Source organism: Arthrobacter sp. 01L42 (genome assembly GCF_056400005.1).
On record NZ_JBFTSL010000006.1, the window covers coordinates 142,258 to 168,390 of the forward strand.

The following is a 26,133-nucleotide window of genomic DNA, read 5'->3' on the forward strand; positions in this document are numbered from 1 at the left end:
CATGGGCTGGCACCCGCCCGTCCCGGCCGCCATCCTGGATGCTGACAACACCGAATGGCAGGTCATCCGCTCCTGGCCCGACGACTCCGCGGAGGACTATGTCCTGGAGTTGGGGGTTCCCGGCCGGGCAGGGGTCCGGGCAGCCCACCTCCGGGCGGGCCAGCTGGAGCTCCTGCGGGACGGCCGCGACCGGCGTCTCCCCGCCCTGAAGCGCGCGTCGCCGCTGGGGGTGGTGGTGGTGCACCGGGCCTACAAGCGTGCCGTGGTCAGAGCCGGGGAGCACCACCTCAAGCTCTTCCGGGCCCGCCAGTCCGACGAAGCGGTGGGCAGGCACGAACGGATGAACGAGCTCCTCGGCGCAGGGGACTTCCTCACACCGGAAATTGTTTCCTCCACCCCTGGCTGCCTCACCCTCATGACGCTGCCCGGCCGTTCCCTGTTCGAGCTGGGAATCGACCCCGCGGTCAGCGATGTGGTCTTTGAAAATGCCTGGCAAAAATGGTCCCGGGCCTGGGTCCGGCAGCATTCCCTGGCCTTGGCGCCCGCGCACCGCCCCACTCTCGAGGCGCTCCCTGTCCGGACGGCCGCCGTCGAACTGGCGAGACTGCAACACACGGTGCACCTGTGGCTGGTGCACGCCGGGGACATTCCGGCGGCGCAAGCGGAGCGCGCGGCCGTCCGCGGGGCCGCGGGGCAGGCCGCCCAAAAGCTGCTCCGGACCGATCCGGATCCGCTGGTTTGGTCGCACGGGGACCTTCACGACAAGCAGATCTTCACCCTGGATCCCGGCGCTCCCCTGGGCCTGCTGGACTTCGATGAAGCCTGCCGCGCCGAGGCCGCCGCCGACCTCGGCAACATCGCCGTGCACCTTCAGCTGCGCCTGCACCAACACCGCCTGACCGCCGAAAGGTACCAAACCGCCCGCCGCCACGTCATCGCCACGGCCGAGGAACTGCATGTCACCCCGGCGCGCTTCGACGCCTACGCCGCCGCGACCCGCCTGCGGCTCGGCTGCCTGTATTCCTTCCGGCCGCAGTGGGCCGACCTGGCGGAGGACTTCCTCGTTCCGGATGGTGAACAGGCCCTGGCGGCGGGAGTTCCGGCCGCTAAAGTGGAGCCCACGTACTGACTGCACACCAGATCGAAACCACCCCACACCGAACCACCCCACACCGAACCACCGAACCACCGCGCATTGCGCCGAACCGGGAGGACCGCTGGCATGGCTTACATCAAGGTTGGAACCGAAAACAGCACAGACGTTGAGCTCTACTACGAGGACCACGGATCCGGCCAGGCCGTGGTCCTTATCCATGGCTACCCGCTGGACGGCTCGTCGTGGGAAAAGCAGACCGCGGCGCTTCTCGGCGCGGGCTACCGTGTGATCACCTACGACCGGCGCGGCTTCGGACAGTCCAGCAAACCCACCGAGGGCTACGACTACGACACGTTCGCGGCGGACCTCAACACCCTCCTGACCACCCTCGACCTGAACGACGCCGTGCTGGTGGGCTTCTCCATGGGCACCGGCGAAGTGGGCCGCTACCTCGGAACCTACGGGTCCGCCCGGGTCTCGAAAGCGGTGTTCCTGGCCTCGCTGGAGCCGTACGTGCTGCAGGCCGAGGACAACCCCGATGGTGTCCCGCAGTCGGTGTTCGACGGGCTGATGGAGGCCGTGACGGCGGACCGGTACGCCTTCTTCACGGAATTCTTCAAGAACTTCTACAACAGCGACACTTTCCTGGGCACTCCCCGGCTCAGCCAGGAGGTCCTGAACGCGGGCTGGAACCTCGCCACCGGGGGTGGGCCCACGGCGTCGTCGGCGGCGCAGCCAACCTGGCTCACGGACTTCCGAGCCGACATCCCCAAGATCGATGTCCCGGCCCTCATTGTGCACGGCACGGCGGACAACATCCTGCCGATCGACGTCGCCGGCCGCCAGTTCGCCAAGGCGCTGCCGAGTGCCGAGTACGTGGAGATCGACGGCGCCCCGCACGGCATGCTGTGGACCCACGCCGCGGAGATCAACGAGGTTCTGCTGCGGTTCCTGGCGAGCTGACCGGGAATTTACATCGAGGATCTGGCACATGCTTCTGGAAGACTTCAACGCTGCCGGACGCGAGGAGGCCGCGGCCGCCCTGCGTCCCTGCCTGGACGTTGGGCGGTGGATTGAGGAGATCGTCTATTCCCGGCCCTTCGGCAGCACCCGAAGCCTCCTCGAGGCCGCCCGCCGCGCCGCGGAACCCTTTACGGACGCGGAGGTGGAAGCCGCCCTGGCCCACCATCCCCGGATCGGCGAACGGGCCGCGGGAGACAGCACGGAGGCCCGGCTCTCGCAGGCGGAGCAGGCCACTCTTGGCGCCCCGGATCCGGCCGTCGCGGCAGCCCTCGCCGAGGGGAACCGGAGCTATGAACAAAAATTCGGCCAGGTATTCCTGATCCGTGCGGCCGGCCACAGCCGGGAGGAGATCCTGGCCGCCCTCAACACCAGGCTCGCCCACACTCCCGAAGAGGAACGGGCGGTCATCGGCCTGCAGCTGCGCGAAATCGCAGTACTCCGACTCGAAGGACTGATCGGCGAATGAGCACTTCCCACATCACCACCCACGTCCTGGACACCGGCTCCGGCAAACCCGCCGCGGGCGTCGCCGTCACCCTGGACAGGCTGGACGGCGAGCGCTGGGTCAGGATTGCGGCCGGTGCCACGGATGAGGACGGGCGCGTCACGTCGCTTGGCCCCGACAGCCTGGGCTCCGGCACGTACCGGCTGGGCTTCGACACCGGAGCCTATTACGCCGCCGCCGGGACCGAGACGTTCTTCCCCGAAGTCACCCTGGTTTTCGCTGTGTCCCCATCGCAGTCCCACTACCACGTCCCCCTGCTGCTCAGCCCCTTCGCCTACTCCACCTACCGCGGCAGCTAGTGGCACATGGGCATTAGCGGAGTGCCGGGCACGACGGCGGTGCTGCTGGCCGCCGGCGCCGGGACGCGGCTGGGGCGCGGGCCCAAGGCGCTGCTCCGCTTCCGTGGGCGCACGCTGGTCGAAGTGCTCGCTGACGTGCTGCTAGCGGGCGGCTGCCGGGAGGTGGTGGTGGTGCTTGGCGCGGATGCGGCAAGGGTCCGCGCCGCCACCGACCTCGGCCGGCACCGGGTCATCGACAACCCGCACTGGGCCAGCGGGATGGGCAGCTCGTTCCGGGCCGGTATCGCCGCGGCGGCCCTGGAGGCCCATGTGCTCATTGCGCTGGTGGACCAGCCCGGCCTGACCAGGGAGACCGTCACCCGGCTGCTGACGTCGCACCGGCCAGGCCGGGTGACGGCGGCCGCCTACCGCGACGCGGACGGGAAACTGCAGCGGGGACATCCGCTGCTGCTCGATGCCGGGCTTCGCACCGAAGCCGCGGAAACCGCTACGGGCGACGCCGGAGCGCGCGTCTTCCTGCGGGCGCACCCGGACCTGATTGATCTGGTGGACTGCAGCGACCTCTCCGGCGGCGAGGACCTCGACTCCCCCGAACAGCTGCACCTTCTCGACTAAAGACAACGCGGGGTCAGATACGGCCCATTAAGGCCCCCTCGATGGGCCGTGTCTGACCCCGCGCTGGTTTTAGCGCGAGTGAGCTAACAGTTCCTGCAGGCCGCGCTTGAAACCGGACCGGCCGCCGTGGGCCGGGTGCCTGATTTTTGGGGCGTCCAGGCCGCTGCGCTGCAGGCTGCGGTGCGCCACATTGCCCACGGCCACCACAGTTTCGATGGAAAACGCCTCGATCAGCGCCTGCCAGAACGGAGTTCCAAGGTCAGCCTCGGACGCCCTCGGCGTGCGGTTGGACAGCGGCCGCCCGGGCACGTGGGTGTGCCACGGGCAGGCGCTCCACAGCAGGGGCAGGAACTCCAGCTCGGCCAGGACCTGCCACATCACCGTGGCCGTCGGCTCGGCGGCTATGCCTTCGGCGTCTGCCGGAAGCACGTACCCCTTCCCGGGCCCAAACAGCCCAAACCCGTTGGCAGGGCCTTCGAACATGGACCGGTTCGTGAAGGGAATCCCGGTGATCCTCATGCCCCTGTACCCGGGGGCTTCGCCCAGCAGCAGGACCTTTGGGGCGCGGTCCTGCATCTCCCGCAGATAGAGCTCCAGGTTCCGCCGGCGCTGCGCATTTCCAGGCACGGTGTGATCAAAGAAGTTGTTGCACCCCGGCCCCGTTTCGACGGCCGCGAGACGGTCAACGAAGCCGTCGATGGAGGAAACAGTCATTTGTCGGCCCTTGGGGACACCCGGCAGAATAAGCGCCCTACCAGCGGGGGTGGATCGTTTCGCGGAAGTAGCGGTCATAGATTTCGCGGACGCCGACGTCGAACGTTGCGTCAATGCCGCTGACACCCGCCGCGGCGGCATTGGAGCGCGCCTGGTCCACGTTCCGCGCGCCCGGGATCACCGTGCTGACGCCGTCCTGCGCCGCGATCCAGGCGATGGCCGCCTGGGCGGTGCTGACGCCGTCGGGCACCAGTTCCTCGAACTCGGCCACCGCTTTGAGGCCTTCCCCGAAGTCCACGCCGGAGAAGGTTTCCCCGACGTCGAACGCCGATCCGGTGCGGTTATAGTTCCGGTGATCGTCCTCCGCGAAGGACGTCTCCGCGGTGTATTTGCCGGAGAGCAGCCCGGAGGCGAGCGGGACACGGGCGATGATGCCCACCCCGGCGGCCTCGGCGGCGGGCAACACTTCATCCAGCGGCTTGAGCCGGAAGGCGTTGAGGATGATCTGCACGGTGGCGGTGCCGTCGTGGCGCATTGCTTCGAGGGCTTCCTCGGTCCGCTCCACGCTAACGCCGTAGTTGCGGATGGCCCCCTCGGCCACGAGCGTGTCCAGCGCGTCGTAGACCTCGTTGTTGCTGTACACCGCGGTGGGCGGGCAGTGCAGCTGGACCAGATCCAGCTGCTCGACGCCCAGGTTGCGCCGCGACCGGTCGGTCCATTCGCGGAAGTTGGCGAGGTTGTAGCTCTCCGGCCGCTGCTCCACCCGCCGGCCCATCTTGGTGGCCACCGTGATGTCCAGGCCGGGGTTGCCGGCCAGGAACGCGCCGATGGCCTGCTCACTGCGGCCGTCGCCATAGACGTCCGCGGTGTCGAAGAACGTGACGCCCGCTTCGACGGAGGCCGCCAGGATGGCCTGCGCCTGCGCGGGGTCCACGTTGCCCCAGTCCGCGCCAAGCTGCCACGTCCCCAACCCGACGGTGGAGACGTTTCGTCCGGTTTTGCCCAAGATTCGTTGTTCCATCGTCCGACTATAGGCCGTTGGCGGCCTCAAAGCGGAGGAACCAGCCCTGCTTCCTTCAGGCCCAGATAGATCTTGTCCCGGGAGATGGGCAGCTGGGAAAACCTCACGCCGGTGGCGTTCCGGATGGCGTTCGCGAGCGCCGGCGCCACCGGATTGAACGGGCTCTCGCTCATCGACTTCGCGCCCAGCGGGCCCAGCTTGTCGCTGGTGTCGGCGAAGTACACCTCGCTGCGCGGCACGTCGGCAAAGGAGGGGACGTGGTACTGCCGCAGGACGTCGGTGGTGACGCGGCCGGCGTCGTCCACTGTGACCTCCTCGTAGAGCGCAGAGCCGAGGGCCTGCGCGATCCCGCCTTCGATCTGGCCGCGGCACTGGCGCGGATTGACCACCACGCCGGCGTCGGCCGCCTGCACGCTCTGCAGGATCCGCAGCTCCCCCGTCCCGGTGTTCACCGCCACCCGGAAGCCCTGGACATTGAACGCCACGGAACGCGGCGTCCCGCCCCAACGCCCCTCGGCGGCGAGCTCGACGCCGGCCTGCTCCGCGGCGCCGTAAATTTCCGTCAGGGGCACCCGGGTTCCCTCGCAGACCACAGCGTCCCCGTCCAGGACGCAGCCGGAGGGCGGCACGCGGCGGAGGCCGGCGGCGAAGGCGCGGATGCGGAGGGCAAGGTCCTCAGCGGCGGCCAGCGTCGCCTTGCCGGCCACCACGGTGCCGGCAGATCCGAACGCGCCGGAATCGTGGTCCACGAGGTCGGTGTCGGACTGCCGGAGGGTGACGCGGGCGGCGGAGGTGGACAGCGCGGTGGCCGCGAGCTGCGCGTGGACCGTGGTGGTGCCGTTGCCGAATTCTGCCGTCCCGACGTCGGCGGCGTAGGTCCCGTCGGGCAGGAGCCGGAGCCTGGAGTGAGCAAAGTGGCCGCGTGGCGGGACGGTGTCGATCATGGACAGGGCAGTCCCCTCCCCAACCACCCAGTCCGGTCCCGGGCTGTCGAGGCCGGCCGCGCGCCAGCGTTCCCGTCCACGGGCCAGGGCGTCCTCCACCAGCTTCGTGCACTGGTCCAGGCCGTAGCTGCCGTAGCGGACGTCCTCCTGGGGCTCGTCGCGGATGGACAGCATGTCGTCGCCTTCCCGGACCATGTTCCGGCGGCGGAACTCCAGGGGGTCCATGCCGATCCCTGCCGCGAGCTCGTCGATGCCGGATTCGATCGCGAAGATCATCTGGCTGAGCCCGTAGCCGCGGAAGGCACCGGACGGCACCGTGTTGGTGTACACGGCGTGGGCGTCCACTTTCTTGTTGGCGCATTTGTACACCGCCAACGACTCACCGCAGCCGTGGAACATGACCCCGGTCGCGTGGTTGCCATAGGCGCCCGTGTTGGTGAGCACCTCCAGCTTCAGTGCGGTCAGCCGCCCGTCGCGGCTGGCGCCGGCCTTGAGATGGATGGTGAAGGGATGCTTGGTGGTGGCGGCGGTGAACTGTTCGGTCCGGGTGAATTCAAGCTGCACGGGGCGGTTGAGCTTCAGGGCGGCCAGCGCCACGACGTCCTCGGTGAGCACCTCTTGTTTGCCGCCAAAACCGCCGCCCACCCGTCCGGCCACCACCCGGATCTGCTCTTCCGGCAGGCCGAACACCCGGCCCAGGGTGCGCCGCACCAGGAACGGGACCTGGCTGGAGGTGCGGATCAGCAGCCGCCCGTCACCGCCGATCGAGGCGATGGAGGCATGGGTTTCGAGCGCCATGTGCTGCACCCGTTGAGTCCGGTACGTGTGTTCGTGGATGAAGTCCGCCGCGGCGAACCCGGCCGCCATATCGCCGAGCTCGGAATGCACTTCCGCGACGACGTTCCGCTCCGGCCGGCTGATGCGGGCCGTGGTTGCGTCCTTGTCCCCGTGGAGGGCGGGGGCGCCGGGGAGCATGGCGTTCTCCGGGGTGAAGACCGCGTCCAGCACCTCGTAGTCGACCTTCAGGGCCCGCACGCCTGCCTCCGCTGCCGCCACGGTGTCGGCGACGACGGCGGCGACGCGCTGGCCGGTGAACCGCACGACGTCGTCAAACACGCGGGTGTCGTCCGGGTCGTCGGTGTAGAGCTCGTGCTGCGCGGTCGAAAACAGCTGCCCCGGGGAGTCCTCGTGGGTGAAGACGGCCGCTACGCCGGGAATCGCCAGCGCGGCTGCTGCGTCAATGGAGCGGATCCGGGCGTGGGCATGCGGGGAGCGCACCAGTTTCGCGTGAAGCAGCCCGGGCAGTTCTTCGGCCGGGACGTCGAGGGTGTAGCGGGCCTGCCCCGTGACGATGGCGAGACCGGCGGGCGCGGGAGCGTCATCGCCCAGTTGTCCCTGGCGCGGCTCCGGCCGGCCGGGCCCCTCAGAAGAGGTGACCGGGCGGCTCCCCCTCCCGCAGACGGCGTCCTCGATGGCCGTGTACCCGGTGCACCGGCACAGGTTGCCCTTCAGGTTCCGCGGCAGGTCCGCCCTCTGCTCCTCATCGAACGTCGCTGCCGTCATCACCATGCCGGCCGTGCAAAAGCCGCATTGGAAGCCCTGCCGGTCCAGGAACTGCTGCTGCATCGGATGAAGCGCGGTGCTGTTGGGGTCACCGGGTCCGCCGGCGGCGCTGGCGGCGCTGGCGGCGCYGGCGGCGCTGGCGGCGGCCAATCCTTCCACCGTGGTGACCGCCCGGCCTTCCGCGCGGACGGCGGGATAAATGCAGCTGTGCACCGGGACCCCGTCCACGTGCACCGTGCAGGCGCCGCAGTCGCCGGCGTCGCAGCCCTTCTTCACGCCCAGGTTCCCCTGTTCGCGAAGGAACGTGCGCAGGCACTGGCCGGGGCGGGGTTCGGCCTGCGCCGGGACACCGTTGATCTCGATTCTCATGCCCAGGCACCTTCCGTCCGGGGTCCACCGTTCAGGGTCCCGCCCCGCGGCGGCCAGAAGTCGCCGGAGACGCGCAGCGGATCGCGGCCTGCCGGGGCGGTGAGTTCAGCCCGGATCTCGTGGGCCAGGCGGTACGTCATGTCCTTGCGCCAGGCGGGCAGGCCGTGGACGTCGTCGTGGTAAAGCGCATCCGGGATCGCGGCATCCAGGGCCTCGGAGAGAGCATCAGTGAGGTCGTCGGCGAGCGCCGCCGCCGAGGACGTCAGGCGCAGCTGCACCGGGCGTTTGGTTGCTGCCGTGACGGTCAGGACCAGGTCGCCGTCGGCGTCGAGCCTTCCGATCAGCAGCACCGCGGACCGGCCCAGGTTGCTCAGCGACAGCCGGCGGAAGGCCACCCGGGAGGACAGTGCCGCCGCCGGCAGGCTCACGCTGCGCAGGAGCTCGCCGGGAGCGAGGCAGTTCGTTCCGTCGCCCGTGACGAGCTCCAGCACGGGGAGCGTGCGGTGGGCGCCGCCAGGGCCCAGAATGGTGGCCGTGCCGTCGAGCGCCGCGCAGAGCGAGATCATGGGCCCGGCCGGCAGGGAGGTGCACAGGTTGCCGCCCACCGTGGACATGGTCCAGACCTTGAAGGAGGCCACAAAGGACTCGCAGCAGGGCCGGATGAGCTCCACTCCGGGCCAGACCGCGGCCAGTTCGCGGCCGGGGCCCGAATCGGGGAACGATTCAGAGAACGCAGCCAGCTGCGCGATGGTGCAGGTTGCCGCCAGCTCGATGCCGGCCGCCGAGACGGCCAGGGGTGTCCAGTCCGTGGAGCCGAGGTCCAGCAGACGCCGGAGCGGTTCCGGTCCGTTGCCGGGGCTCCCTGAGGAGAAGATCACGGTGCCGCCCGCGAGCCAGGCGTCACCCTCGCGCCACTGCGCCGGATCCGCGGTGCGGACCACGGCCTCGACGGTGTTCAGGTCCATGCGGCCTCCTGGGGTTGCAACATGCCGGCGCTAATACTCGGTCCGGGACTCGAGCGAGTTCCAGGCGGTGAAGGGATCCAGGGCCGCGGGGGCTTGCGGGCCGGTCAGTTCCAGCCTGCCCACCGGCATGAGCGCGTCTCGCTGATCGTTTTCGAAGTATTCGTAGAAGACGGCGTCATCGAACCCCGCGGACGCGGCATCGTGCCTGTCCGCGGCGAACACCACGCGCGACACCCGCGCCCACAGCGCGGACGCCAGGCACATGGGGCACGGCTCGCAGCTGCAGTAGAGCGTCGCCCCGCTGAGCTCGAACGTGCCCAGTTCGCTGCACGCCCGCCGGATGGCCGTGACCTCGGCGTGCGCCGTGGGATCGTTGGCGGCGGTGACGCGGTTGGCGCCTTCGAACACCTGCCCGTCGGCGGTAACCACCACTGCGCCGAACGGGCCGCCGCCGTTCAGGACGTTGGCCATGGCCAACTCGATGGATCTCGCCAGGAACTTCTGGGCCGTATCGGTCGTCGTCATGCTGCCACTCCCTGCCTGCGGAAGCCGGTACACCGTAGCGGGAATGCAACGGACGGATGCGACGGTGACAGTCTTCAGCATGTGCCTTGAAGGTTGCGCCTGGTAGATAGCTTCCCGGGTCCGGGCTGCCCGCCGTTGGCAAGATTGAGAGTAGCACCGGGGCCCGCGCACAGCGCGGCCTATTTCGTGGAAGCCCGGGTTCAGTTATGTGAAATCTCCTTATCCGGGTCTTCACGCCAATCCCGGGCCATCCTGGCCACACTCGATTTTTCCGAAAAGTGATGTACACCAAGCCGGGGCCCGGCTACGCTTGAGCCCACTTCGTGGCCCGGGAGTCGGAGCCCCGGCCACGTAACCTGGGAGCAGCAGGCAGGGTCGTAATGAGCTGGCATCAATTGATGTCGGCTCTTTTTTGTGGACGGACGGAACAAGAACGGACGGAACAAGAAACGCGCGGGAAACGGCGCTTAATTTCTATGTGGGACTGTGGTGCCGCATACCTGAAGTTGGGAATCAGACCATGAGCAACAAGATCGTCCTCGGCCAGAACCAGTACGGAAAAGCCGAAGTCCGGGTCGTCAAGATCACCCGGGATACCCGCCGCCATGAGATCGAAGACCTGAACGTCACCTCGCAGCTGCGCGGGGACTTCGCGGCGGCACACCTCGACGGCGACAACAGCCACGTGGTGGCCACGGACACCCAAAAGAACACGATCTACGCGTTCGCCCGGGACGGCATCGGCGCCCCGGAAACCTTCCTACTGCGGCTCGGCAAGCACTTCACCTCGAACTTCGACTGGGTCACAGGCGGCCGCTGGGCGGCCGAGTCCTACAAGTGGGACCGGATCCAGGCCCACGGCTCCGGGCACCACCACTCCTTCGTCCGCAGCGGCCAGGAGGTCCGCACCGCGGTCCTGGTCCGCGACGGCGGGGCAGAGCACCTCATCGCCGGGCTGAAGGACCTCACCGTGCTGAAGTCGACCCAGTCCGGGTTCAGCGGCTTCCCGCGGGACAAATACACCACCCTCCCGGAAACGGCGGACCGCATCCTCGCCACGGACGTCTCGGCCCGCTGGCGCTTCAGGACCGGCACCGACTTCGGCACGTTCGACTTCAACAAAAGCTACGAGGACGTCAAGGCCCTGCTGCTGGAGGCTTTCAGCGAGAAGTACTCCCACGCCCTGCAGCAGACCCTCTTCGACATGGGCGCCAAGGTCCTGGCAGCGCACCCCGAGATCGACGAGATCAAATTCTCCATGCCCAACAAGCACCACTTCCTCGTTGACCTCTCGCCCTTCGGCCTCGACAACCCCAACGAGGTCTTCTTTGCCGCCGACCGCCCCTACGGCCTGATTGAGGCAACGGTCCAGCGTGAAGACACCAGCCCCGCCGAAATCGCCTGGCACGGGATCGCCGGCTTCTGCTGACGCCACGGATCGCCGGGACCGCCGCCGCTGGCGGTGCCTAGGAGTAGTGTGAGCGGCCAAAGAGAAGTGTGAGCGGCCCAGGAAGGACCAGAATATGACTCTCGTCGTCACCGATCCCCACCCCGTCGACCGGGCCGGAGAAATCCTGACCCCGGAGGCTCTCGCCTTCGTCGAAGAACTCCACGTCCGCTTTGCCGGGACCCGCGCCGAGCTACTCAAGGCCCGCGCCCGCAAGAGGGAACACGTGGCCCTGACCGGCCGCCTGGACTTCCTGCCGGAGACCGCAGAGATCCGCGACGCCGACTGGAGCGTGGCTGCAGCGCCCGCGGCCCTGCAGGACCGCCGGGTCGAAATGACCGGGCCGGCCGCCCCGGCCAAAATGGCCATCAATGCGCTGAACTCCGGCGCCAAGGTGTGGCTCGCCGACCTCGAGGACGCCAGCACGCCCACCTGGGCCAACGTGGTCGAATCGATCCTCAATCTCCGGGACGCCGCCGACGGCACCCTGAAATACACCTCGCCCGAAGGTAAGGAATACGCGCTGCGCACCGACGCCCCGCTCGCGGTGGTGGTCACCCGGCCACGCGGCTGGCACATGGGCGAACGGCACCTGCTGATCGGCGGGGAACACACCATCGGCGCCCTGGTGGACTTCGGCCTGCACTTCTTCCACACCGCCAAGCGGCTCGTGGCAAACGGTCACGGACCCTACTACTACCTGCCCAAGATGGAGAGCCACCTCGAGGCCCGGCTGTGGAACAAGATCTTCGTCTTCGCCCAGGACTACGTCGGCATTCCGCGGGGCACCGTCCGCGCCACCGTCCTGATCGAGACTATCCCGGCAGCGTTCGAGATGGACGAGATCCTCTTCGAACTCCGCGACCACGCCTCCGGCCTGAACGCCGGCCGCTGGGACTACCTGTTCAGCATCATCAAGTACTTCCGCGACGCCGGTGCGGACTTTGTGCTGCCCGACCGCGCCACCATTGCCATGACCGCGCCGTTCATGCGGGCCTATACCGAGCTCCTGGTCAAGACCTGCCACCGGCGCGGCGCCTTCGCGATGGGCGGCATGGCAGCGGTGATCCCCAACCGGCGCGAACCCGACGTGACAGCCCAGGCGTTCGAGAAGGTACGCGCGGACAAGACCCGCGAGGCGAACGACGGCTTTGACGGCTCCTGGGTGGCGCACCCGGACCTGGTGCCGGTCTGCCGCGAGGTGTTCGACGCCGTCCTGGGCGGTCGGCCCAACCAGCTGGACCGACAGCGCCCGGAGGTCAGCGTCACCGCGGAACAGCTCCTGGACATCCGTTCCGCCCAGGGCCAGGTGACTGAGGCCGGCCTGCGTTTGAACCTCTACGTCGCCGTGGCATACACCGCCGTCTGGATCTCCGGCAACGGCGCCGTGGCCATCCACAACCTGATGGAGGACGCCGCGACGGCGGAAATCTCGCGGTCCCAGGTCTGGCAGCAGATCCGCAACCGTTCGGTGCTTGCCGACACCGGCCGGACCGTCACCCGCGAGCTGGTGTCCGCCCTCCTGGCCGAGGAAACCGGGAAACTCCGGGCCGAAGTGGGCGAGGACGCGTTCGCCAAGCACTACCTGCCCGCCAGCAAGCTCATCGGCGGACTCTGCCTGTCCGAGGACTACACCGATTTCCTCACCACGCCGGCGTACGAGCTGGTGGGCTGAAATCATGGCAGCCTCCTCGGCCAGCGCCGGGCAGCATCCACGGAGCCGTTCTTCGGGGCATTCAACCGGCCATTCACCTGGCCGTTCATCGAACCAACCAAAGAGCCGTTCACCAAGCCAGGGTCCGGTGAGGCCGGCGCTCTCGGCGGCGGACCTCGCCCGGATCGATGAGCGGCTCGCGGCCACCGACCGGCTGCTGGAGCGTGGCTATCCGGGCGACGACGGCTCCCGTCAGCCGGTGCACACCGTCTACGTTCCGGCCGACCGTTTCGGCCCGGACTTCACCGCGGACTGGGGCGCCCAGGCGTTGGCCGCGGTCGAGGCCCGGGGCGGACTGGAACGGCTCGGCACCCTGCTCGGCCAGGACCCCGAACTGGCCGCCGCCGTCGCAGCGCGGGTCCGGGAAAAGCTCACACGTGAGCCGATCGAGGACCTCCGGCTGGACTTTGAGGACGGCTTCGGGGACCGGGGCGACGACGCCGAGGACGCCGCTGCCGTTGCCGCGGCGTCCGCCGTGGCCGCCGCCGTCGCCGCCGGTACCGCGCCGCCGTTCATCGGGATCCGCTTCAAGTGCTTCGAGGCCGCCACCCGTGCGCGGGGTCTGCGGACCCTGGATCTTTTCGTGTCGCAGCTGGCCGCGGCCGGCGAACTCCCGGACGGGCTCATCCTCACCCTGCCCAAGGTCACCACGGTGGCCCAGGTGGAGGCCATGGCCTTCGCCGTGTCCCGCCTCGAGGAAGTCCACGCGCTCACTCCGGGCCGGCTCCGCTTTGAGGTGCAGGTGGAAACGCCGCAGCTGATCCTGGGCCCGGACGGAACCTCCCCGGTGGCGCGCCTGCCGCACGCAGTGCCGGGCAGGATCAGCGGGCTGCACTACGGCACCTACGACTACTCGGCATCGCTGCAGATCTCCGCCGAATACCAGTCCATGGAACATCCCGTGGCGGACTTCGCCAAAGAAGTCATGCAGCTTGCCGCGGCAGGCACCGGGATCCGGCTCTCCGACGGCTCCACCAACATCATCCCGGTGGGCGGGAACGTGGAGCAGGCCTGGCAGCTCCACGGCCGGCTGGTCCGCCGCTCGCTGGAACGCGGCTACTACCAGGGCTGGGACCTCCACCCGGCGCAGCTGCCCAGCCGGTTCGCCGCGACCTACGCCTTTTACCGGCAAGGGCTCCCCGCCGCCGCTGCCCGGCTCCGCCATTACGTGGAACAAACCGCCCGCGGCGTCCTGGATGAACCCGCCACCGCCCGCGCCCTGGCGGCCTTCGTGCTCCGCGGCGTCCAGTGCGGCGCCGTCGGCGCCGACGAAGTCCTGGCGCTGGCCGGCGTCGGGCTCCCCCAACTCACCGTGCTGGCCCATCCCCGGCTGGCCGCAACCGCCGCCTCCTCAGCAGAAGGAACGCACCCATGAGCAACTATTTTTACCCTGAGGGCGGGCTTCCACCGCAGACCCAGCTCCTCACCGACCGGGCCGTGGTCAAGGAGGCCTACACGGTCATCCCGAAGGGCGCCCTCCGGGACATCGTCACGAGCAAGCTGCCCGGCTGGACCAACACCCGCTCCTGGATCATTGCCCGGCCCATCGCCGGTTTCGCTACGACGTTCGCGCAGCTGATTGTCGAGGTGGGACCGGGCGGCGGCGCGGAAAAGCCGGAGCCGGAGGCCGGCGTCGAAGGCGTCATCTTCCTGACCAAGGGCGCCCTGGCACTGACCCTCGAGGGGGAAATCCACAAACTCGGAGAGGGCGGCTACGCATACCTCGCCGCGGGGGCCCGGTGGTCCGTGGCGAACGAGTCCGGGGAGATCGCCAGTTTCCAGTGGATCCGGAAGGCCTACGAGCCGCTGGACGGCTACACGGCGAAATCCTTTGTAACCCGCGACCAGGACGTCGCACCGCGGGCGATGCCGGACACCGACGGGGCCTGGGCCACCACGCGTTTCGTGGACCCGGAGGACCTCGCCCACGACATGCACGTCAACATCGTCACCCTCAAGCCCGGCGCCTCCATCCCCTTCGCGGAAACCCACGTCATGGAGCACGGCCTCTTCGTGCTGGAAGGCAAAGCCGTCTACCGGCTCAATGACGACTGGGTGGAAGTGGAGGCCGGCGACTTCATGTGGCTGCGTGCCTTCTGCCCCCAGGCGTGCTACGCCGGCGGTCCGGGCGACTTCCGGTACCTGCTGTACAAGGACGTCAACCGCCAGATCCGCCTGACGTGAGACCGGAGCCGGGAGCACTTGTGGCACGGGCGATCCTTGCTAGCCTGATGCTGTGAGGTACGAATCCCTGTGGATCGGAATGCTCCTTGGCGCGGCCCTCGGCTTCGCCATCGGGGTCACCACCGTCGACAAGCCGTTCACGGGCTTGCTGATCGGCGTGGCGCTCGGCGCCCTCGTGGGCCTGGCGGCCCGGAAGGACCCCAGGAAACGGTAGGGATGCCCGCCGCCGGGAGCCCCGCAGCCCCGCCCCGCGGCTGTCCAACGACCTGCCACCCTCACCGGAAGAACCCGCAATGACGTACACCGTGAACTGCTCCATCCTCCTGACGGAGCTCCCCCTTCTGGAACGCCCGGCCGCGGCGAAGGCCGCCGGTTTTGACGCCGTCGAATTCTGGTGGCCCTTCGGGACCTCCGTCCCCACCGACGCCGAGGTTTCCCGGTTTGAGAACGCCATCGCCGACGCCGGCGTGCAGCTCACGGGCCTGAACTTCAACGCGGGCGACATGCCCGGCGGCGACCGCGGCCTCCTCTCCTGGCCGGCACGCTCCACCGAGTTCCAGGACAACATCGACGTTGTCGCCGGCATCGGTGAGCGCCTCGGTTGCAAGGCCTTCAACGCCCTCTACGGCAACCGCATTGACGGCGCATCCGCGCAGAGGCAGGACGCCATTGGCGCCGAGAACCTCGCGACGGCGGCTGCCGGCGTCGCGGGCATCGGCGGCACTGTGCTCCTGGAACCGGTCAGCGGCGCACCACGCTACCCGCTGCTCAAGGCCCAGGACGCCCTCGACGTCATCGCCCGGGTCAAGCGGGAATCCGGTGCGGAGAACATCAAGCTTCTCGCCGACTTCTACCACCTGGCCGTGAACGGTGACGACGTCGCCGCCGTCATCGAAAAACACGCCAGCGGCTTCGGCCACATCCAGATCGCCGACAACCCCGGCCGCGGGGCTCCCGGAACCGGGCAGCTTCCGCTCGGCGAATGGGTCGCCCGCAGCCGCGCCCTCGGCTACCAGGGCTACATCGGCCTGGAATACAAGGAACCGGCGGAAACGGCGTTCAGCTGGGCCCTCCGTGCCTGAAGACACCTACGACGTCGTCTTCCGCGGCCGGCAGGTGCTGACCACCGCTGGCATCGCCGCGCGGGAAGTCGGCATCCGCGACGGCGTGATTGCCGCGATCGAGCCGCTGGGCACCGGCCTATCCGGCCGTGAAGTCATTGAACTCGCCGGCGACGAAATCCTCCTGCCGGGCCTCGTGGACACCCACGTGCACGTCAACGAGCCCGGCCGCACCGAGTGGGAGGGCTTCGCGTCCGCCACCCGGGCGGCGGCGGCCGGCGGCGTCACCACCATCATCGACATGCCGTTGAACAGCATCCCGCCCACCACCTCCGTGGCCGGCCTTAAACTCAAGCGCGAGGCGGCCGGGGGCCAGGTGTTCGTGGACGTCGGGTTCTGGGGCGGAGCCGTCCCGGGCAACAGGCAGGAGCTGCGGCCGCTGCACGACGAGGGCGTCTTCGGCTTCAAATGCTTCCTGCTGCACTCCGGTGTGGAAGAGTTCCCGCATCTGGCAGCGGACGAGATGGAAGAGGACATGGCCGCTCTCAAGTCCTTCGACTCGCTCATGATCGTCCACGCCGAGGACTCCCACACGATCGATCACGCGCCCCGCCCGGGCGGCGGCCGCTACGCCACATTCCTGGCGTCCCGCCCGCGCGCGGCCGAGAACACGGCCGTCGCCGAGGTCATCGAGCGGGCCCGCCGGACCGGCGCCCGCGCCCACATCGTGCATCTGTCCTCCTCCGATGCGCTCCCCATGATCGCCACCGCCAAGCGCGATGGCGTCCGCCTCACCGTCGAGACGTGCCCGCACTACCTGACGCTGACGGCCGAGGAAATCCCGGACGGCGCCACGGCCTACAAGTGCTGCCCGCCGATCCGCGAAGCCTCCAACCGCGAACTGCTGTGGGCCGGCCTGCAGGACGGCACCATCGACTGCATCGTCTCGGACCACTCCCCGTCCACCCTGGATTTGAAGGACCTGGCGAACGGCGACTTCGCCGTGGCCTGGGGCGGCGTGTCCTCGTTGCAGCTGGGCCTGTCGCTGGTCTGGACCGAAGCCCGGCACCGCGGCATCGCGCTGGAGCACGTTCTCTCGTGGATGGCGGCCAAGCCGGCCCGGTTCGCCGGCCTGCGCAACAAGGGCCAGCTGGCGCTCGGGTACGACGCCGATCTCTGCGTGTTTGCCCCGGACGAGGGGTACGTCGTGGACGCCTCCAGGCTCAGGCACAAGAACCCCATCACCCCCTACGACGGGAAGGCCCTTTCCGGCGTCGTCCGGCAGACCTACCTCCGCGGCACCCTGGTCGACGGCCGGACTCCGACCGGCAGGCTGATCCGCCGCGGCGGCTAAGCCAAATCCGCGTCGGGTCCGCGCCGCATTCGGTTTTCTGCCCCGCTTCGGGACGAAGGCGCCGCGGATCCGCGGTGCGGTGGTCCGGTTCCGCTGCAGTCTTCCGATAACGCCTCGCTAGAAGAGAGCGCCTGCCACGGCCTGCGTCAGCTGATGGATCACCCCGGTGCGTTCCGGGACGTCGCTCAAGTCCTGGCCCTTGGTGTAGATGACCAGCGCGTATGCGGTGTTGCCTTGCGCGAGGACGGCGGCGTCGTGCAGTTCGTCGTCCAGGAGCCCGTACTTGTGGAAGACCGTGATCCCTTCCGGAACGGCGGCGGGAATGAGCGTTTCGTAGTTGGTGTCCTGCATATAGGACAACAGCTGGGCGGTGTGGTCTGCCGTCAGAAGCGTCCCGGAATAGACCCCCGCCAGGATCGTCGCCATTTCCGCCGGTGTCAGCGTGTTGGTTTCCGGGTCATAGCTCACGCCCAGCGATGCCGCGTACTCCGTCAGCTCCTCGTGGCCCACGGCATCCATGATCAGCGACCACGAGTCGTTGTCGCTCTGCTGGATCATCTCCCGGAGCTGGAAGCCGGCGGTGTAGCTCCCCAAAGGGTCATCGAGGCTGGCCGCCCCGGTTTCGACCAGGTGGTAGTAAGCCGCCGCGGCCAGCACTTTGGCGGTGCTCGCCGCCACGAACTCCTCCCGGACCCCGTATTCGTGGACGTCCGCGGCGCCGGGGTCCTTGGAGAGGTCGACCAGCGCCACGCCGATCTGGAACTGGCTGTTGGCATCGAGAATGGCCTTGATGCGCGCATCCAGGGCCTCGTCCACCGTTCCCGGAGCCGGTCCGGATGCCTGGGCCACCGCATCGGGGCTGGCCGACGGCGACGCGCTGGCCTCCGCCGTCGGCGCGGCAGACAGCGTGGCAGACGCCGTCGTGGGATTCACCGCCGTCGAACGGGCTTCCGCGGAGGAATAGATGCCGGCGGCCAGCACGACCGCCAGCGCAGCGGCACCGGCCGCCAGGGCCATGGCCCGGACCCGGCCAGGCGTCGGCTGCCGTCCCGTGGCCGTGCGCCGGGATCCGAATCGTCGCTGCCGTGGAGTCTGCTGTTCCATAATGGCTCCAAGCTAGCCACGGCAGCTATGCCCGAGCTATGAAATAGCTGTCAGGCCGGCGGGTCCCCAAAGCCGCCCCGGACGGGTCCCGGCCAGGCCCAGGCGGCGGAATACAGCCTCGGTCCACGATGTTGTGCATCACAGACCCGTTGTCCACCCCCGAAGGATCATCATGAGCGCAAACATGACCGTCAAGCTTCAGCCAGGCACCCCGGCCCCGGATTTTACCCTGCCTGACGCCGAAGGCAAGCCGGTTGCCCTGGCCGACTACCGCGGCAAGAACGTCATTGTGTACTTCTACCCGCAGGCGGCAACCCCCGGCTGCACCACCGAGGCCTGCGACTTCCGCGACAACCTCGCGTCCCTGCAGGGCTCCGGCTACGAGGTCCTGGGCATCTCCCCCGATGCCCCCGAGGCCCTGGCCCATTTCACCGGCGACTTCGCCCTGACCTTCCCGCTCCTGGCCGACGAGGACCACGCCGTGGCCCTCGCCTACGGCGCGTGGGGCGAGAAGCTGGTCCACGGCGAGGTCACGGAGGGCATCGTCCGCTCCACCGTGGTGCTGGACCCCGAGGGCAAGGTCAAACTGGCGCAGTACCAGGTCAAGGCCCAGGGCCACGTGGCGTCGCTGAAGGAAGCACTGGGCGTCTAACGCTTGCACCGCCCCGCGGCGTTCTCGCGGCGGATTCGGACCACCGCGGCGGAATCGGACAGATGCAGCGCGGATCCGCGGCGCGCGGTTCCCATAGCTGCGCGCCGGTCCGAAGCCGCAGCGGAGTAGTTTTCCACATCCGCCCCGCCGGTGGTTGTCCGGCCCCGCAGCGCGGGCCAGCATCGGGGCATGGACCTACCCCGACTGATTCTCAGCAGCGACCTCGCGCGCCTCGGCCAGGACGCACGGGGCCTTGCACGGCAGGCGAAAGCCGGGCAGCTCCGGCGCATCAGGCAGGGCGTGTACGTCCGGGCCCACGAGTGGGAGGCGCTGCCGCCGTGGGACAGGAATCGGGTCCTCATCCGGGCGGCTGCTTCCACATTGCGGAGCCGGACCGTCTTCTGCCGCCAGTCCTCCGCGGTGCTGTGGGACATGCCGGTTCTGGGCCACAGCCATCTGGTGCATGCCTGCACGTCCGACGGCGGCGGCGGGCGCTCGCGCGCCGGGGTCCGCCGGCATCTGGTCGATTTGGGCTCGGTGCAGATCGAGGAACGTCACGGGCTCCTGGTCACAGACCGTGTCCGGACAGCACTGGACCTGGCCGCCTTCGAATCGTTTGAGCAGGGCGTCGCAGTATTCGACCATGTCCTGGGGCCGCGGCCTGGCAACCTGGCACCGCTCAGCCGCGGGGAACTCGACGCCGGCATTGGCGGCAACTACACGGCAGCCGCGGCCCGGCGGATCCGGACCGCCCTGCAGTTTGCTGATCCTGCGTCCGGCTCCCCTGGAGAATCGGTGAGCCGCGCCCTGATGCATCGGCTCGGCTTCCGGGTCCCCCTCCTTCAGGTCGAAATTCGTGATGCCCGGGGGCTAGTGGCGTTCACTGACTTTGACTGGCCCGATGATCAGCTTTGCGGAGAGTTCGACGGCCTCGTGAAGTACCGCAAGGCGGAGTATCTCCAGGGCCGGACGCCAGCAGAGGCCCTCACCGACGAGAAACGCCGGGAGGACCGGATTCGTGCCACGGGCCGGCGGGTGATCCGTTGGACATGGTCGGAGCTGGCCAATCCCGGAACATTCGGCACATTTCTGGCGGCGGCTGGCGTTCCCCGGCGGCCGCTCCCGTCCTGCCGGCGCTGATCCCGCCACGTTCCCGGGAATTCGCTACGAAATCGGACCCGTGCAGCGCGGATCCCCGGCGCGCCCGTCCGAAACCGCAGCCCCTGTCCGAAAACGCCGCGAAAACGGGCCCGGGACGCCAGCCGGCTACACCTTGGTCCCCGCCACCACGGTGGCGGTGGACCGGAGCCGGATCGCGCCGTCGTGCTCGTAGCGGCCCAGCAGAGCGAACACATCCGAGCGGATCAGGGCCCGCGACTCCGCGTCCGCCTTGGCCAGGCCCATCGCCACGGTGGTCGCGATGTCGGTCATGAACTCCCAGTAGCTCTCCGGGGATTCGTGCACCAGGTCGGTGCTGACCTGGTGCTCGGCCACCTCGGCGAGCCCGGCCTCCTTGAACATCCGGGTCATGAACCCAGCGGGTGCGCAGCGGAACAGCCCGGGAGTCTCGGCGGGCGGAATGGGCAGTTCCCGGTGCCGGGCAATTGTGCCCAGGATCAGGCTGGCCCAGGGGTTTGCGGCCGCGCGTCCCCAGACGACGGCGCCCACCCGGGCGCCCGGCCTCGCGGTGCGCGCCATCTCTGCCATGGCCGCGGACATCACCGGGAAGAACATCAAACCGAAGTGGCTGTACACGGCGTCGAACGTGTTGTTGCGGAACGGCAGGGCGGCCGAATCGCACACTTGAAAGTCCAGGTTGTTCAGGCGCCGGGCCAATGCCTTCTCTTCGGCCACCCGAAGCATTCCGGCCGAAATGTCAGTCAGGACCACACGGCCTTCCGGCACCTGGGCGGCCACGTTAAGGCCGGGCTCCCCCGTGCCTGCCGCGACGTCCAGCACGACTGAGTCGGGGCGGAGCCGGAGCTCCTGGCGGAGGGCGTCGCCAAACGGGGCCTGCCAGCCGAGCAGTTCCGCGTCCCATTTCTTCCAGCCCGCCGAGAACTCATCCCAGAGCAAGCGCTGCTCCTCACGAACACGGTCGGCTGAGGCTAACATGGCGGATCCTTAGCTCGTCTGTACCTAGCCCTAGTCTGCTCTGGGATGCGGTCCGCGGCAATGAGTCGAAGGGCAGTAGGCTTAACGGCATGTCTCCCCACGAAACCCCCGGCACAGCAGGCAACGACCCCCAGCGGGAACCGGCACAGGGCAACGTTCAGGGCGGCGTTCCGGAGCGCCGCGAGGTCACCGTCCGCCGGGCCCCGAAATATGTGCCCTTCCTGGTCCTGGGCGGGCTCCTGGGCGTGGCCGTCGCGGCCATCATCGCCTTCGCCCTGCCCGGTGACCCGAGCTTCGACCGTTCCTCGGTCTTCGGCTTCTTCATGGTCCTCTGCGCGGCCGGCGGCGTCATCGTGGGTGCCGCGATCGCCCTGGTCCTGGACCGGCGGAGCGTCCGCCGCGCCGAGCACGCCGTCGTCGAATCCGCACCGGACGCCGACGACGACGAGGGCCGCGACGGGAACCTCCGCTGAAAGGCGTCAGGTCATAAACCGGCCGCCGGAAAAGTCTTAGCGCACATCGTGAGATAATCGACCAGTGGCACGCGGCGATGGAAAACTTTCTCATGATCTTCTCCCAGGCGAAAAAGGCCCTCAGGACGCATGCGGCGTCTTTGGGGTCTGGGCACCCGGTGAAGAAGTAGCAAAACTCACCTACTACGGGCTGTATGCACTGCAGCACCGCGGTCAGGAGTCGGCTGGAATAGCAACCAGCGACGGCAAGCGGATCAACGTCTACAAGGACATGGGCCTCGTTTCCCAGGTCTTCGACGAGACCACGCTGAACACCCTGACCGGGCACCTGGCCGTCGGCCACTGCCGCTATTCCACTACCGGTGCGAGCCACTGGGCCAACGCCCAGCCCACCCTGGGCGCGACGTCCACGGGCACCGTGGCCCTGGCCCACAACGGCAACCTGACCAACACCGCCGAGCTCAAGGCGATGATCGAGGACCGCAACGGCGGAAACCTCAGCGGCGAGATGAAGCAGGGCAACACCTCGGACACCGCGCTGGTGACCGCGCTCCTGGAGGGCGAAGAGGGCAAGTCCCTGGAGCAGACGGCCATGGAGCTGCTGCCCATGATCAAGGGCGGTTTCTGCTTCGTCTTCATGGATGAGGGCACCCTCTACGCGGCCCGCGACACCTACGGGATCCGCCCGCTGTGCCTGGGCCGGCTTGAACGCGGCTGGGTGGTTGCCTCCGAGCAGTCCGCCCTCGCCACCGTCGGTGCCAGCTTCATCCGCGAAATCGAACCCGGCGAATTCATCGCGATCGACGAGGACGGCGTCCGCTCGCAGCGCTTCGCCGAGGCGACGCCGGCCGGCTGCGTTTTCGAATACGTCTACCTCGCCCGCCCGGACGCCTCCATTGCGGGCCGCTCGGTGTACGAATCCCGCGTCGAAATGGGCCGCCAGCTGGCCCGCGAAAACACCCAGGAAGCGGACATCGTCATTCCCGTGCCCGAATCCGGCACCCCCGCGGCGGTGGGCTACGCCGAAGAATCCGGCATCCCCTTCGCGCACGGCTTCGTCAAGAACTCCTACGTGGGCCGCACGTTCATCCAGCCCTCGCAGACGCTGCGCCAGCTCGGCATCCGGCTCAAGCTCAACGCCCTCGAATCCGTGATCCGCGGCAAGCGTGTCGTGGTGGTGGACGACTCGATCGTCCGCGGCAACACCCAGCGCGCCATCGTGCGGATGCTCCGGGAGGCGGGCGCCGCAAGCGTCCACATCAAGATTTCCTCCCCGCCGGTCAAGTGGCCCTGCTTCTACGGCATCGACTTCGCCTCCCGGGCGGAACTGATCGCCAACGGCGCCACCATCGACGAGATCACCCAGGCCATCGGCGCCGACTCGCTCGCCTACATTTCCGAAGACGGCATGATCGACGCCACCCGCCAGCCGCGCGAGCGTCTCTGCACCGCCTGCTTCACCGGCAAGTACCCGATTGAGCTGCCCGGCGCTGACAAGCTCGGCAAGAACCTGCTCGAGCGCACCGACCTCGGCGGCCTCTCGACCGCCGCCGGCGCGGCTGATTCCGCCGCGGCGCCCTCCGGTGCCGCGTCCGACGCCGAACCCGGCACCTCCATCGCCGACGATCCGGCCGAGAAGGCCGGCGCCACCGGTTGCGATCCGGGGCCGGACTCCGAATTCGAAGAACTGCTCACCGATGCCGACCGCGTCACCACAGCCGACAAGAAAGAGCCAGTATGACTTCCGCCTCCCCGGCCGCCGCTGACATGAACGCCGCCCAGAACGCCGGCATCACCTACGCCTCCGCCGGCGTCGACGTCGAAGCGGGAGACCGCGCCGTCGAACTCATGAAGGACGCCGTCAAGGCCACCCACAACGCCTCGGTGATCGGCGGCGTCGGCGGGTTCGCTGGCCTCTACGACGTCTCCCGGCTGCTGACCTACAGGCGCCCGCTGCTGGCCACCTCCACCGACGGTGTCGGCACCAAAGTGGCAATCGCCCAGGCCATGGACATCCACGACACCATCGGCTACGACCTCGTCGGCATGGTGGTGGACGACATCGTCGTCGTGGGCGCCGAGCCGCTGTACATGACCGACTACATCGCCTGCGGCAAGGTGGTCCCGGAGCGCATCGCCGACATCGTCCGCGGCATCGCGGCCGCCTGCTCGGTCGCCGGTACCGCCCTGGTGGGCGGCGAAACCGCCGAACACCCCGGCCTGCTCGGGGAACACGAGTACGACGTCGCCGGTGCCGCCACCGGCGTTGTCGAGGCCGACCAGCTGCTCGGCCCGGACCGCGTCCGCGCCGGCGACGTGGTGATCGGCATGGCCTCCTCCGGCCTGCACTCCAACGGCTACTCACTGGTCCGCCGCGTCATCAACCACGCCGGCTGGGCCCTGGACCGCCAGGTCTCCGAGCTAGGCCGCACCCTGGGCGAGGAGCTCCTCGAGCCCACCCGCGTCTACGCCGCGGACTGCCTGGACCTCGCCCGCACCTTCCCGGTGAACGGCTCCGCGGGCGGCAAAGCCGTCCACGGCTTCAGCCACGTGACCGGCGGCGGCCTCGCAGCCAACCTCGCCCGCGTCCTCCCGCAGGGCCTGCTGGCCACCGTCGACCGCTCCACCTGGGAGCTCCCGGCCATCTTCAAGCTGGTTTCCGAGCTCGGCAACGTCCCGCTGGCCGACCTCGAGCGCACCCTGAACCTGGGCGTGGGCATGGTCGCCATTGTTTCGCCGGAAGCGGCCGACGCGGCCGTGAACCGGCTCAACGACCGCGGCCTGCCGTCCTGGATCATGGGCACCGTCGAGCAGAACTCGGATGCGGTCCTCAAGACCGGCCCGGACTACGTCCAGGGCGCCAAGGGCGTCGACGGCGGCGCCGTCCGGCTGGTCAACGCCTACGCCTAAACGGGCCCGACCCACGTCGCGTGCTCCCAGCTGCCGTTTTGAGGTCTCAAAACGGCAGCCGGGCCAACGCCGGCAGGGTTCCCTGGCCGAGTTTGCGAGGCGAGGGAGCCGGTGGGGAGCACTCGATCCGTTTAAGCCGCGGTCCTAAACCTCCAGCAGGCTGAAGACGCCGCCCTGCGGATCCTTGAGGGTGGCGATGGTTCCGGCTTCCTCGACCTCGTCCGGTTCGATCAGCACGACGCCGCCGGCGGCCACCGCAGCCTGCACCGCCGCTGCGACGTCGGAGACGCCGAAGTAGACCTGCCACCCCGGCTCGAGGGTGTCCTGCGCGTCGCCGGGGACCCGGGCGATGCCGGCCACCTCGGCGCCGCCCACCATGAGCGTGGTGTAGGTGCCGCCGTCGTCCTGGGGGTATTCGGTGACGTCGTGCCCGAAGAGCTGTTGGAAGAAGCCGACGGCGGCCTGCGGTTCCGGCGTGAGCAGTTCAGCCCAGGCCAAGGTGCCCGTCTCCTGGCTCCGGCCGGCTCCGATGTGGCTGCCGGCCTGCCAGGCCCCGGTGGTTCCGCCGCCGGGCGGGGCGAAGAAGACCATGACGCCGGTGTCACCGATCTCCTCGGGGCCGAATTCAAGGTGCCCGGGGGAATGCGCCAGTTCGGCGGCCAGGTCCCGGGCGTCGTCGACCGCGAAATACACGTTCCACCGGCCCGGTTCGGCCGCGGCTTCCTGCCGGGCGTTCTGCGGAGCGAGCACGGTAACCAGGTCGTCGCCCAGGAAGGCTTTCGCGTAGCTGCGTCCGTCGGGAGTGGGCAGGTCTTCGTACCGCCAGCCGAAAACCTCCCTGTAAAAGACCTTCGCCGTCTCCACGTCGGGGGTCTGGAGGTCCGTCCAGCAGAGCTCGCCCTCGGCGAATCCTTTGCGCATGGTCATGGCAGTCCTTCCGGGGCATCGGTGTGGCGTCCGGGAAAATCCGGCACGAACAACGTAGCCCGGTGCCCCGCCGGTGACAACTGCGCCGGCTCATCCGCGGCGCAGCGCGGGCCAGCCGGCCGGCCCGGATACGGAAGGCTGCGGGCACAAGAAAGGCCGCCGGCCACGCCTGTTACAGGTGTGGCCGGCGGCCCGAAAATCTTTGGCTGGCACCGCGGTGCCGGATGGATCCCCCGGAGAAAACTGCCGGAAGGAAGCGTCGACTAACCTATGCGACGGGAATCAACCTCGTCGTCGTCGTCTTCCACATCGTCCGCGTACTTATCCACATACGCTGAATAATCCGGTTCAACCGGGTCATCCGCGAAGTGGCTCGTGGCACGACTTCCCGGGCCCGTGAGCTCGCGCTGAAGGGCCGAATAGTCAGTGTTCGGGGAGTAGTACTTGATGTCCCGAGCCTGCTTGGTAGCTTTTGCCTTTTGACGGCCGCGCCCCATGGCGTGACCCCCTTTTGTACTTGGACCGGAGGTGGTCACCTTTTGGCGATAGGTGA

26 protein-coding genes are annotated in these 26,133 nt (G+C 68.7%); 17 read left to right on the forward strand and 9 right to left on the reverse strand.

Annotated elements, in window-relative coordinates; all coding sequences use genetic code 11:
- Position 1 precedes the first annotated feature (1 nt).
- From AC1DN2_RS07045 to nboR, 5 genes are all read left to right on the forward strand, one after another.
- Positions 2-1,129 carry a phosphotransferase gene (locus AC1DN2_RS07045; RefSeq protein WP_476849757.1) on the forward strand — a complete coding sequence of 376 codons (1,128 nt, stop codon included), beginning with the start codon at positions 2-4 and terminating at the stop codon, positions 1,127-1,129.
- A 93-nt stretch (positions 1,130-1,222) separates the two neighbouring features.
- Positions 1,223-2,059 carry an alpha/beta fold hydrolase gene (locus AC1DN2_RS07050; protein ID WP_476849758.1) on the forward strand — a complete coding sequence of 279 codons (837 nt, stop codon included), beginning with the start codon at positions 1,223-1,225 and terminating at the stop codon, positions 2,057-2,059.
- Positions 2,060-2,087: 28 nt separating this feature from the next.
- Positions 2,088-2,585, forward strand: coding sequence for a 2-oxo-4-hydroxy-4-carboxy-5-ureidoimidazoline decarboxylase (gene uraD / locus AC1DN2_RS07055; protein ID WP_476849759.1), 498 nt, complete (start codon positions 2,088-2,090; stop codon positions 2,583-2,585).
- A complete protein-coding gene (gene uraH / locus AC1DN2_RS07060) occupies positions 2,582-2,923 on the forward strand; it encodes a hydroxyisourate hydrolase (protein ID WP_223913434.1) in 342 nt (113 codons plus the stop codon). The genes uraD and uraH overlap by 4 nt, the downstream gene beginning before the upstream one ends.
- 6 nt (positions 2,924-2,929) lie before the next feature.
- The gene (gene nboR, locus AC1DN2_RS07065; RefSeq protein ID WP_476849760.1) at positions 2,930-3,538 is read left to right on the forward strand and encodes a nicotine blue oxidoreductase; all 609 of its coding nucleotides are present in this window, start codon (positions 2,930-2,932) and stop codon (positions 3,536-3,538) included.
- A 69-nt stretch (positions 3,539-3,607) separates the two neighbouring features.
- Here the strand turns inward: nboR and AC1DN2_RS07070 are convergent, their stop codons facing one another.
- From AC1DN2_RS07070 to AC1DN2_RS07090, 5 genes are read right to left on the reverse strand one after another with little or no spacing between them, the layout of a single operon-like run.
- A complete protein-coding gene (locus AC1DN2_RS07070) occupies positions 3,608-4,252 on the reverse strand; it encodes a uracil-DNA glycosylase (protein WP_476849761.1) in 645 nt (214 codons plus the stop codon).
- Between the two features lie 37 nt (positions 4,253-4,289).
- Positions 4,290-5,273 carry an aldo/keto reductase gene (locus AC1DN2_RS07075; protein ID WP_476849762.1) on the reverse strand — a complete coding sequence of 328 codons (984 nt, stop codon included), beginning with the start codon at positions 5,271-5,273 and terminating at the stop codon, positions 4,290-4,292.
- A gap of 26 nt (positions 5,274-5,299) precedes the next feature.
- Positions 5,300-8,149 (reverse strand): molybdopterin-dependent oxidoreductase, encoded by a 2,850-nt coding sequence (locus AC1DN2_RS07080; RefSeq protein ID WP_476849763.1) that lies wholly within the window; start codon positions 8,147-8,149, stop codon positions 5,300-5,302.
- Positions 8,146-9,114 carry an FAD binding domain-containing protein gene (locus AC1DN2_RS07085; protein ID WP_476849764.1) on the reverse strand — a complete coding sequence of 323 codons (969 nt, stop codon included), beginning with the start codon at positions 9,112-9,114 and terminating at the stop codon, positions 8,146-8,148. Before AC1DN2_RS07085 ends, AC1DN2_RS07080 begins: the two co-directional genes overlap by 4 nt.
- Positions 9,115-9,144: 30 nt before the next feature.
- The gene (locus AC1DN2_RS07090; RefSeq protein ID WP_476849765.1) at positions 9,145-9,639 is read right to left on the reverse strand and encodes a nucleoside deaminase; all 495 of its coding nucleotides are present in this window, start codon (positions 9,637-9,639) and stop codon (positions 9,145-9,147) included.
- A 520-nt stretch (positions 9,640-10,159) separates the two neighbouring features.
- Here AC1DN2_RS07090 and pucL point away from each other — a divergent pair.
- The 7 genes from pucL (at position 10,160) to allB (ending at position 17,399) form a co-directional block, all read left to right on the forward strand.
- Positions 10,160-11,068, forward strand: a complete 909-nt coding sequence (pucL, locus tag AC1DN2_RS07095; RefSeq protein WP_476849766.1) for a factor-independent urate hydroxylase — start codon at positions 10,160-10,162, stop codon at positions 11,066-11,068.
- A gap of 94 nt (positions 11,069-11,162) precedes the next feature.
- Positions 11,163-12,761, forward strand: coding sequence for a malate synthase A (gene aceB / locus AC1DN2_RS07100; protein ID WP_476849767.1), 1,599 nt, complete (start codon positions 11,163-11,165; stop codon positions 12,759-12,761).
- A gap of 127 nt (positions 12,762-12,888) precedes the next feature.
- Positions 12,889-14,175 carry a DUF6986 family protein gene (locus tag AC1DN2_RS07105; protein WP_476849768.1) on the forward strand — a complete coding sequence of 429 codons (1,287 nt, stop codon included), beginning with the start codon at positions 12,889-12,891 and terminating at the stop codon, positions 14,173-14,175.
- The gene (locus AC1DN2_RS07110) at positions 14,172-14,984 is read left to right on the forward strand and encodes a bifunctional allantoicase/(S)-ureidoglycine aminohydrolase (protein ID WP_476849769.1); all 813 of its coding nucleotides are present in this window, start codon (positions 14,172-14,174) and stop codon (positions 14,982-14,984) included. The genes AC1DN2_RS07105 and AC1DN2_RS07110 overlap by 4 nt, the downstream gene beginning before the upstream one ends.
- Positions 14,985-15,036: 52 nt before the next feature.
- Positions 15,037-15,198: a glycine zipper domain-containing protein gene (locus AC1DN2_RS07115; RefSeq protein ID WP_179129057.1), complete on the forward strand. Its 162-nt coding sequence runs from the start codon at positions 15,037-15,039 to the stop codon at positions 15,196-15,198.
- 79 nt (positions 15,199-15,277) lie between these two features.
- The gene (locus AC1DN2_RS07120; RefSeq protein WP_223913424.1) at positions 15,278-16,066 is read left to right on the forward strand and encodes a hydroxypyruvate isomerase family protein; all 789 of its coding nucleotides are present in this window, start codon (positions 15,278-15,280) and stop codon (positions 16,064-16,066) included.
- A complete protein-coding gene (gene allB / locus AC1DN2_RS07125) occupies positions 16,059-17,399 on the forward strand; it encodes an allantoinase AllB (protein ID WP_476849770.1) in 1,341 nt (446 codons plus the stop codon). The genes AC1DN2_RS07120 and allB overlap by 8 nt, the downstream gene beginning before the upstream one ends.
- A 117-nt stretch (positions 17,400-17,516) precedes the next feature.
- On the opposite strand, the gene AC1DN2_RS07130 is transcribed toward allB, so the two are convergent.
- A complete protein-coding gene (locus AC1DN2_RS07130) occupies positions 17,517-18,503 on the reverse strand; it encodes a serine hydrolase (RefSeq protein ID WP_476849771.1) in 987 nt (328 codons plus the stop codon).
- A 172-nt stretch (positions 18,504-18,675) separates the two neighbouring features.
- Here AC1DN2_RS07130 and bcp point away from each other — a divergent pair, with 172 nt between their 5' ends.
- Both bcp and AC1DN2_RS07140 read left to right on the forward strand, forming a co-directional pair.
- Positions 18,676-19,155, forward strand: coding sequence for a thioredoxin-dependent thiol peroxidase (bcp, locus tag AC1DN2_RS07135; RefSeq protein ID WP_028275479.1), 480 nt, complete (start codon positions 18,676-18,678; stop codon positions 19,153-19,155).
- A 189-nt stretch (positions 19,156-19,344) separates the two neighbouring features.
- Complete coding sequence (locus AC1DN2_RS07140; RefSeq protein WP_476849772.1) at positions 19,345-20,295, forward strand: hypothetical protein; 951 nt, start codon at positions 19,345-19,347, stop codon at positions 20,293-20,295.
- A 126-nt stretch (positions 20,296-20,421) separates the two neighbouring features.
- Here the strand turns inward: AC1DN2_RS07140 and AC1DN2_RS07145 are convergent, their stop codons facing one another.
- Entirely contained in the window at positions 20,422-21,270 is an 849-nt protein-coding gene (locus tag AC1DN2_RS07145) for a class I SAM-dependent methyltransferase (protein ID WP_476849773.1), read from the reverse strand.
- An 89-nt stretch (positions 21,271-21,359) separates the two neighbouring features.
- On the opposite strand from AC1DN2_RS07145, the gene AC1DN2_RS07150 reads away from it, so the two are divergent.
- The 3 genes from AC1DN2_RS07150 (at position 21,360) to purM (ending at position 24,653) form a co-directional block, all read left to right on the forward strand.
- Positions 21,360-21,743 (forward strand): hypothetical protein, encoded by a 384-nt coding sequence (locus AC1DN2_RS07150; protein ID WP_476849774.1) that lies wholly within the window; start codon positions 21,360-21,362, stop codon positions 21,741-21,743.
- Between the two features lie 64 nt (positions 21,744-21,807).
- Entirely contained in the window at positions 21,808-23,484 is a 1,677-nt protein-coding gene (gene purF, locus AC1DN2_RS07155; RefSeq protein ID WP_476849775.1) for an amidophosphoribosyltransferase, read from the forward strand.
- Positions 23,481-24,653 carry a phosphoribosylformylglycinamidine cyclo-ligase gene (gene purM, locus AC1DN2_RS07160; RefSeq protein WP_476849776.1) on the forward strand — a complete coding sequence of 391 codons (1,173 nt, stop codon included), beginning with the start codon at positions 23,481-23,483 and terminating at the stop codon, positions 24,651-24,653. The genes purF and purM overlap by 4 nt, the downstream gene beginning before the upstream one ends.
- Positions 24,654-24,797: 144 nt before the next feature.
- Here purM and AC1DN2_RS07165 read toward each other — a convergent pair whose 3' ends face one another.
- Positions 24,798-25,580, reverse strand: coding sequence for a VOC family protein (locus AC1DN2_RS07165; protein WP_476849777.1), 783 nt, complete (start codon positions 25,578-25,580; stop codon positions 24,798-24,800).
- Positions 25,581-25,843: 263 nt separating this feature from the next.
- Positions 25,844-26,077 (reverse strand): DUF3073 domain-containing protein, encoded by a 234-nt coding sequence (locus tag AC1DN2_RS07170; protein ID WP_018774150.1) that lies wholly within the window; start codon positions 26,075-26,077, stop codon positions 25,844-25,846.
- Between the last annotated feature and the right edge of the window lie 56 nt (positions 26,078-26,133).

Bases quoted from the DNA above. Each gene is read 5' to 3' on its own strand.
- AC1DN2_RS07045 (WP_476849757.1), top strand. From the start codon at position 2: ATGGGCTGGCACCCGCCCGTCCCGGCCGCCATCCTGGATGCTGACAAC.
- AC1DN2_RS07050 (WP_476849758.1), top strand. From the start codon at position 1,223: ATGGCTTACATCAAGGTTGGAACCGAAAACAGCACAGACGTTGAGCTC.
- uraD (WP_476849759.1), top strand. From the start codon at position 2,088: ATGCTTCTGGAAGACTTCAACGCTGCCGGACGCGAGGAGGCCGCGGCC.
- uraH (WP_223913434.1), top strand. From the start codon at position 2,582: ATGAGCACTTCCCACATCACCACCCACGTCCTGGACACCGGCTCCGGC.
- nboR (WP_476849760.1), top strand. From the start codon at position 2,930: ATGGGCATTAGCGGAGTGCCGGGCACGACGGCGGTGCTGCTGGCCGCC.
- AC1DN2_RS07070 (WP_476849761.1), bottom strand. From the start codon at position 4,252: ATGACTGTTTCCTCCATCGACGGCTTCGTTGACCGTCTCGCGGCCGTC.
- AC1DN2_RS07075 (WP_476849762.1), bottom strand. From the start codon at position 5,273: ATGGAACAACGAATCTTGGGCAAAACCGGACGAAACGTCTCCACCGTC.
- AC1DN2_RS07085 (WP_476849764.1), bottom strand. From the start codon at position 9,114: ATGGACCTGAACACCGTCGAGGCCGTGGTCCGCACCGCGGATCCGGCG.
- AC1DN2_RS07090 (WP_476849765.1), bottom strand. From the start codon at position 9,639: ATGACGACGACCGATACGGCCCAGAAGTTCCTGGCGAGATCCATCGAG.
- pucL (WP_476849766.1), top strand. From the start codon at position 10,160: ATGAGCAACAAGATCGTCCTCGGCCAGAACCAGTACGGAAAAGCCGAA.
- aceB (WP_476849767.1), top strand. From the start codon at position 11,163: ATGACTCTCGTCGTCACCGATCCCCACCCCGTCGACCGGGCCGGAGAA.
- AC1DN2_RS07110 (WP_476849769.1), top strand. From the start codon at position 14,172: ATGAGCAACTATTTTTACCCTGAGGGCGGGCTTCCACCGCAGACCCAG.
- AC1DN2_RS07120 (WP_223913424.1), top strand. From the start codon at position 15,278: ATGACGTACACCGTGAACTGCTCCATCCTCCTGACGGAGCTCCCCCTT.
- AC1DN2_RS07130 (WP_476849771.1), bottom strand. From the start codon at position 18,503: ATGGAACAGCAGACTCCACGGCAGCGACGATTCGGATCCCGGCGCACG.
- bcp (WP_028275479.1), top strand. From the start codon at position 18,676: ATGAGCGCAAACATGACCGTCAAGCTTCAGCCAGGCACCCCGGCCCCG.
- AC1DN2_RS07140 (WP_476849772.1), top strand. From the start codon at position 19,345: ATGGACCTACCCCGACTGATTCTCAGCAGCGACCTCGCGCGCCTCGGC.
- AC1DN2_RS07145 (WP_476849773.1), bottom strand. From the start codon at position 21,270: ATGTTAGCCTCAGCCGACCGTGTTCGTGAGGAGCAGCGCTTGCTCTGG.
- AC1DN2_RS07150 (WP_476849774.1), top strand. From the start codon at position 21,360: ATGTCTCCCCACGAAACCCCCGGCACAGCAGGCAACGACCCCCAGCGG.
- purM (WP_476849776.1), top strand. From the start codon at position 23,481: ATGACTTCCGCCTCCCCGGCCGCCGCTGACATGAACGCCGCCCAGAAC.
- AC1DN2_RS07165 (WP_476849777.1), bottom strand. From the start codon at position 25,580: ATGACCATGCGCAAAGGATTCGCCGAGGGCGAGCTCTGCTGGACGGAC.
- AC1DN2_RS07170 (WP_018774150.1), bottom strand. From the start codon at position 26,077: ATGGGGCGCGGCCGTCAAAAGGCAAAAGCTACCAAGCAGGCTCGGGAC.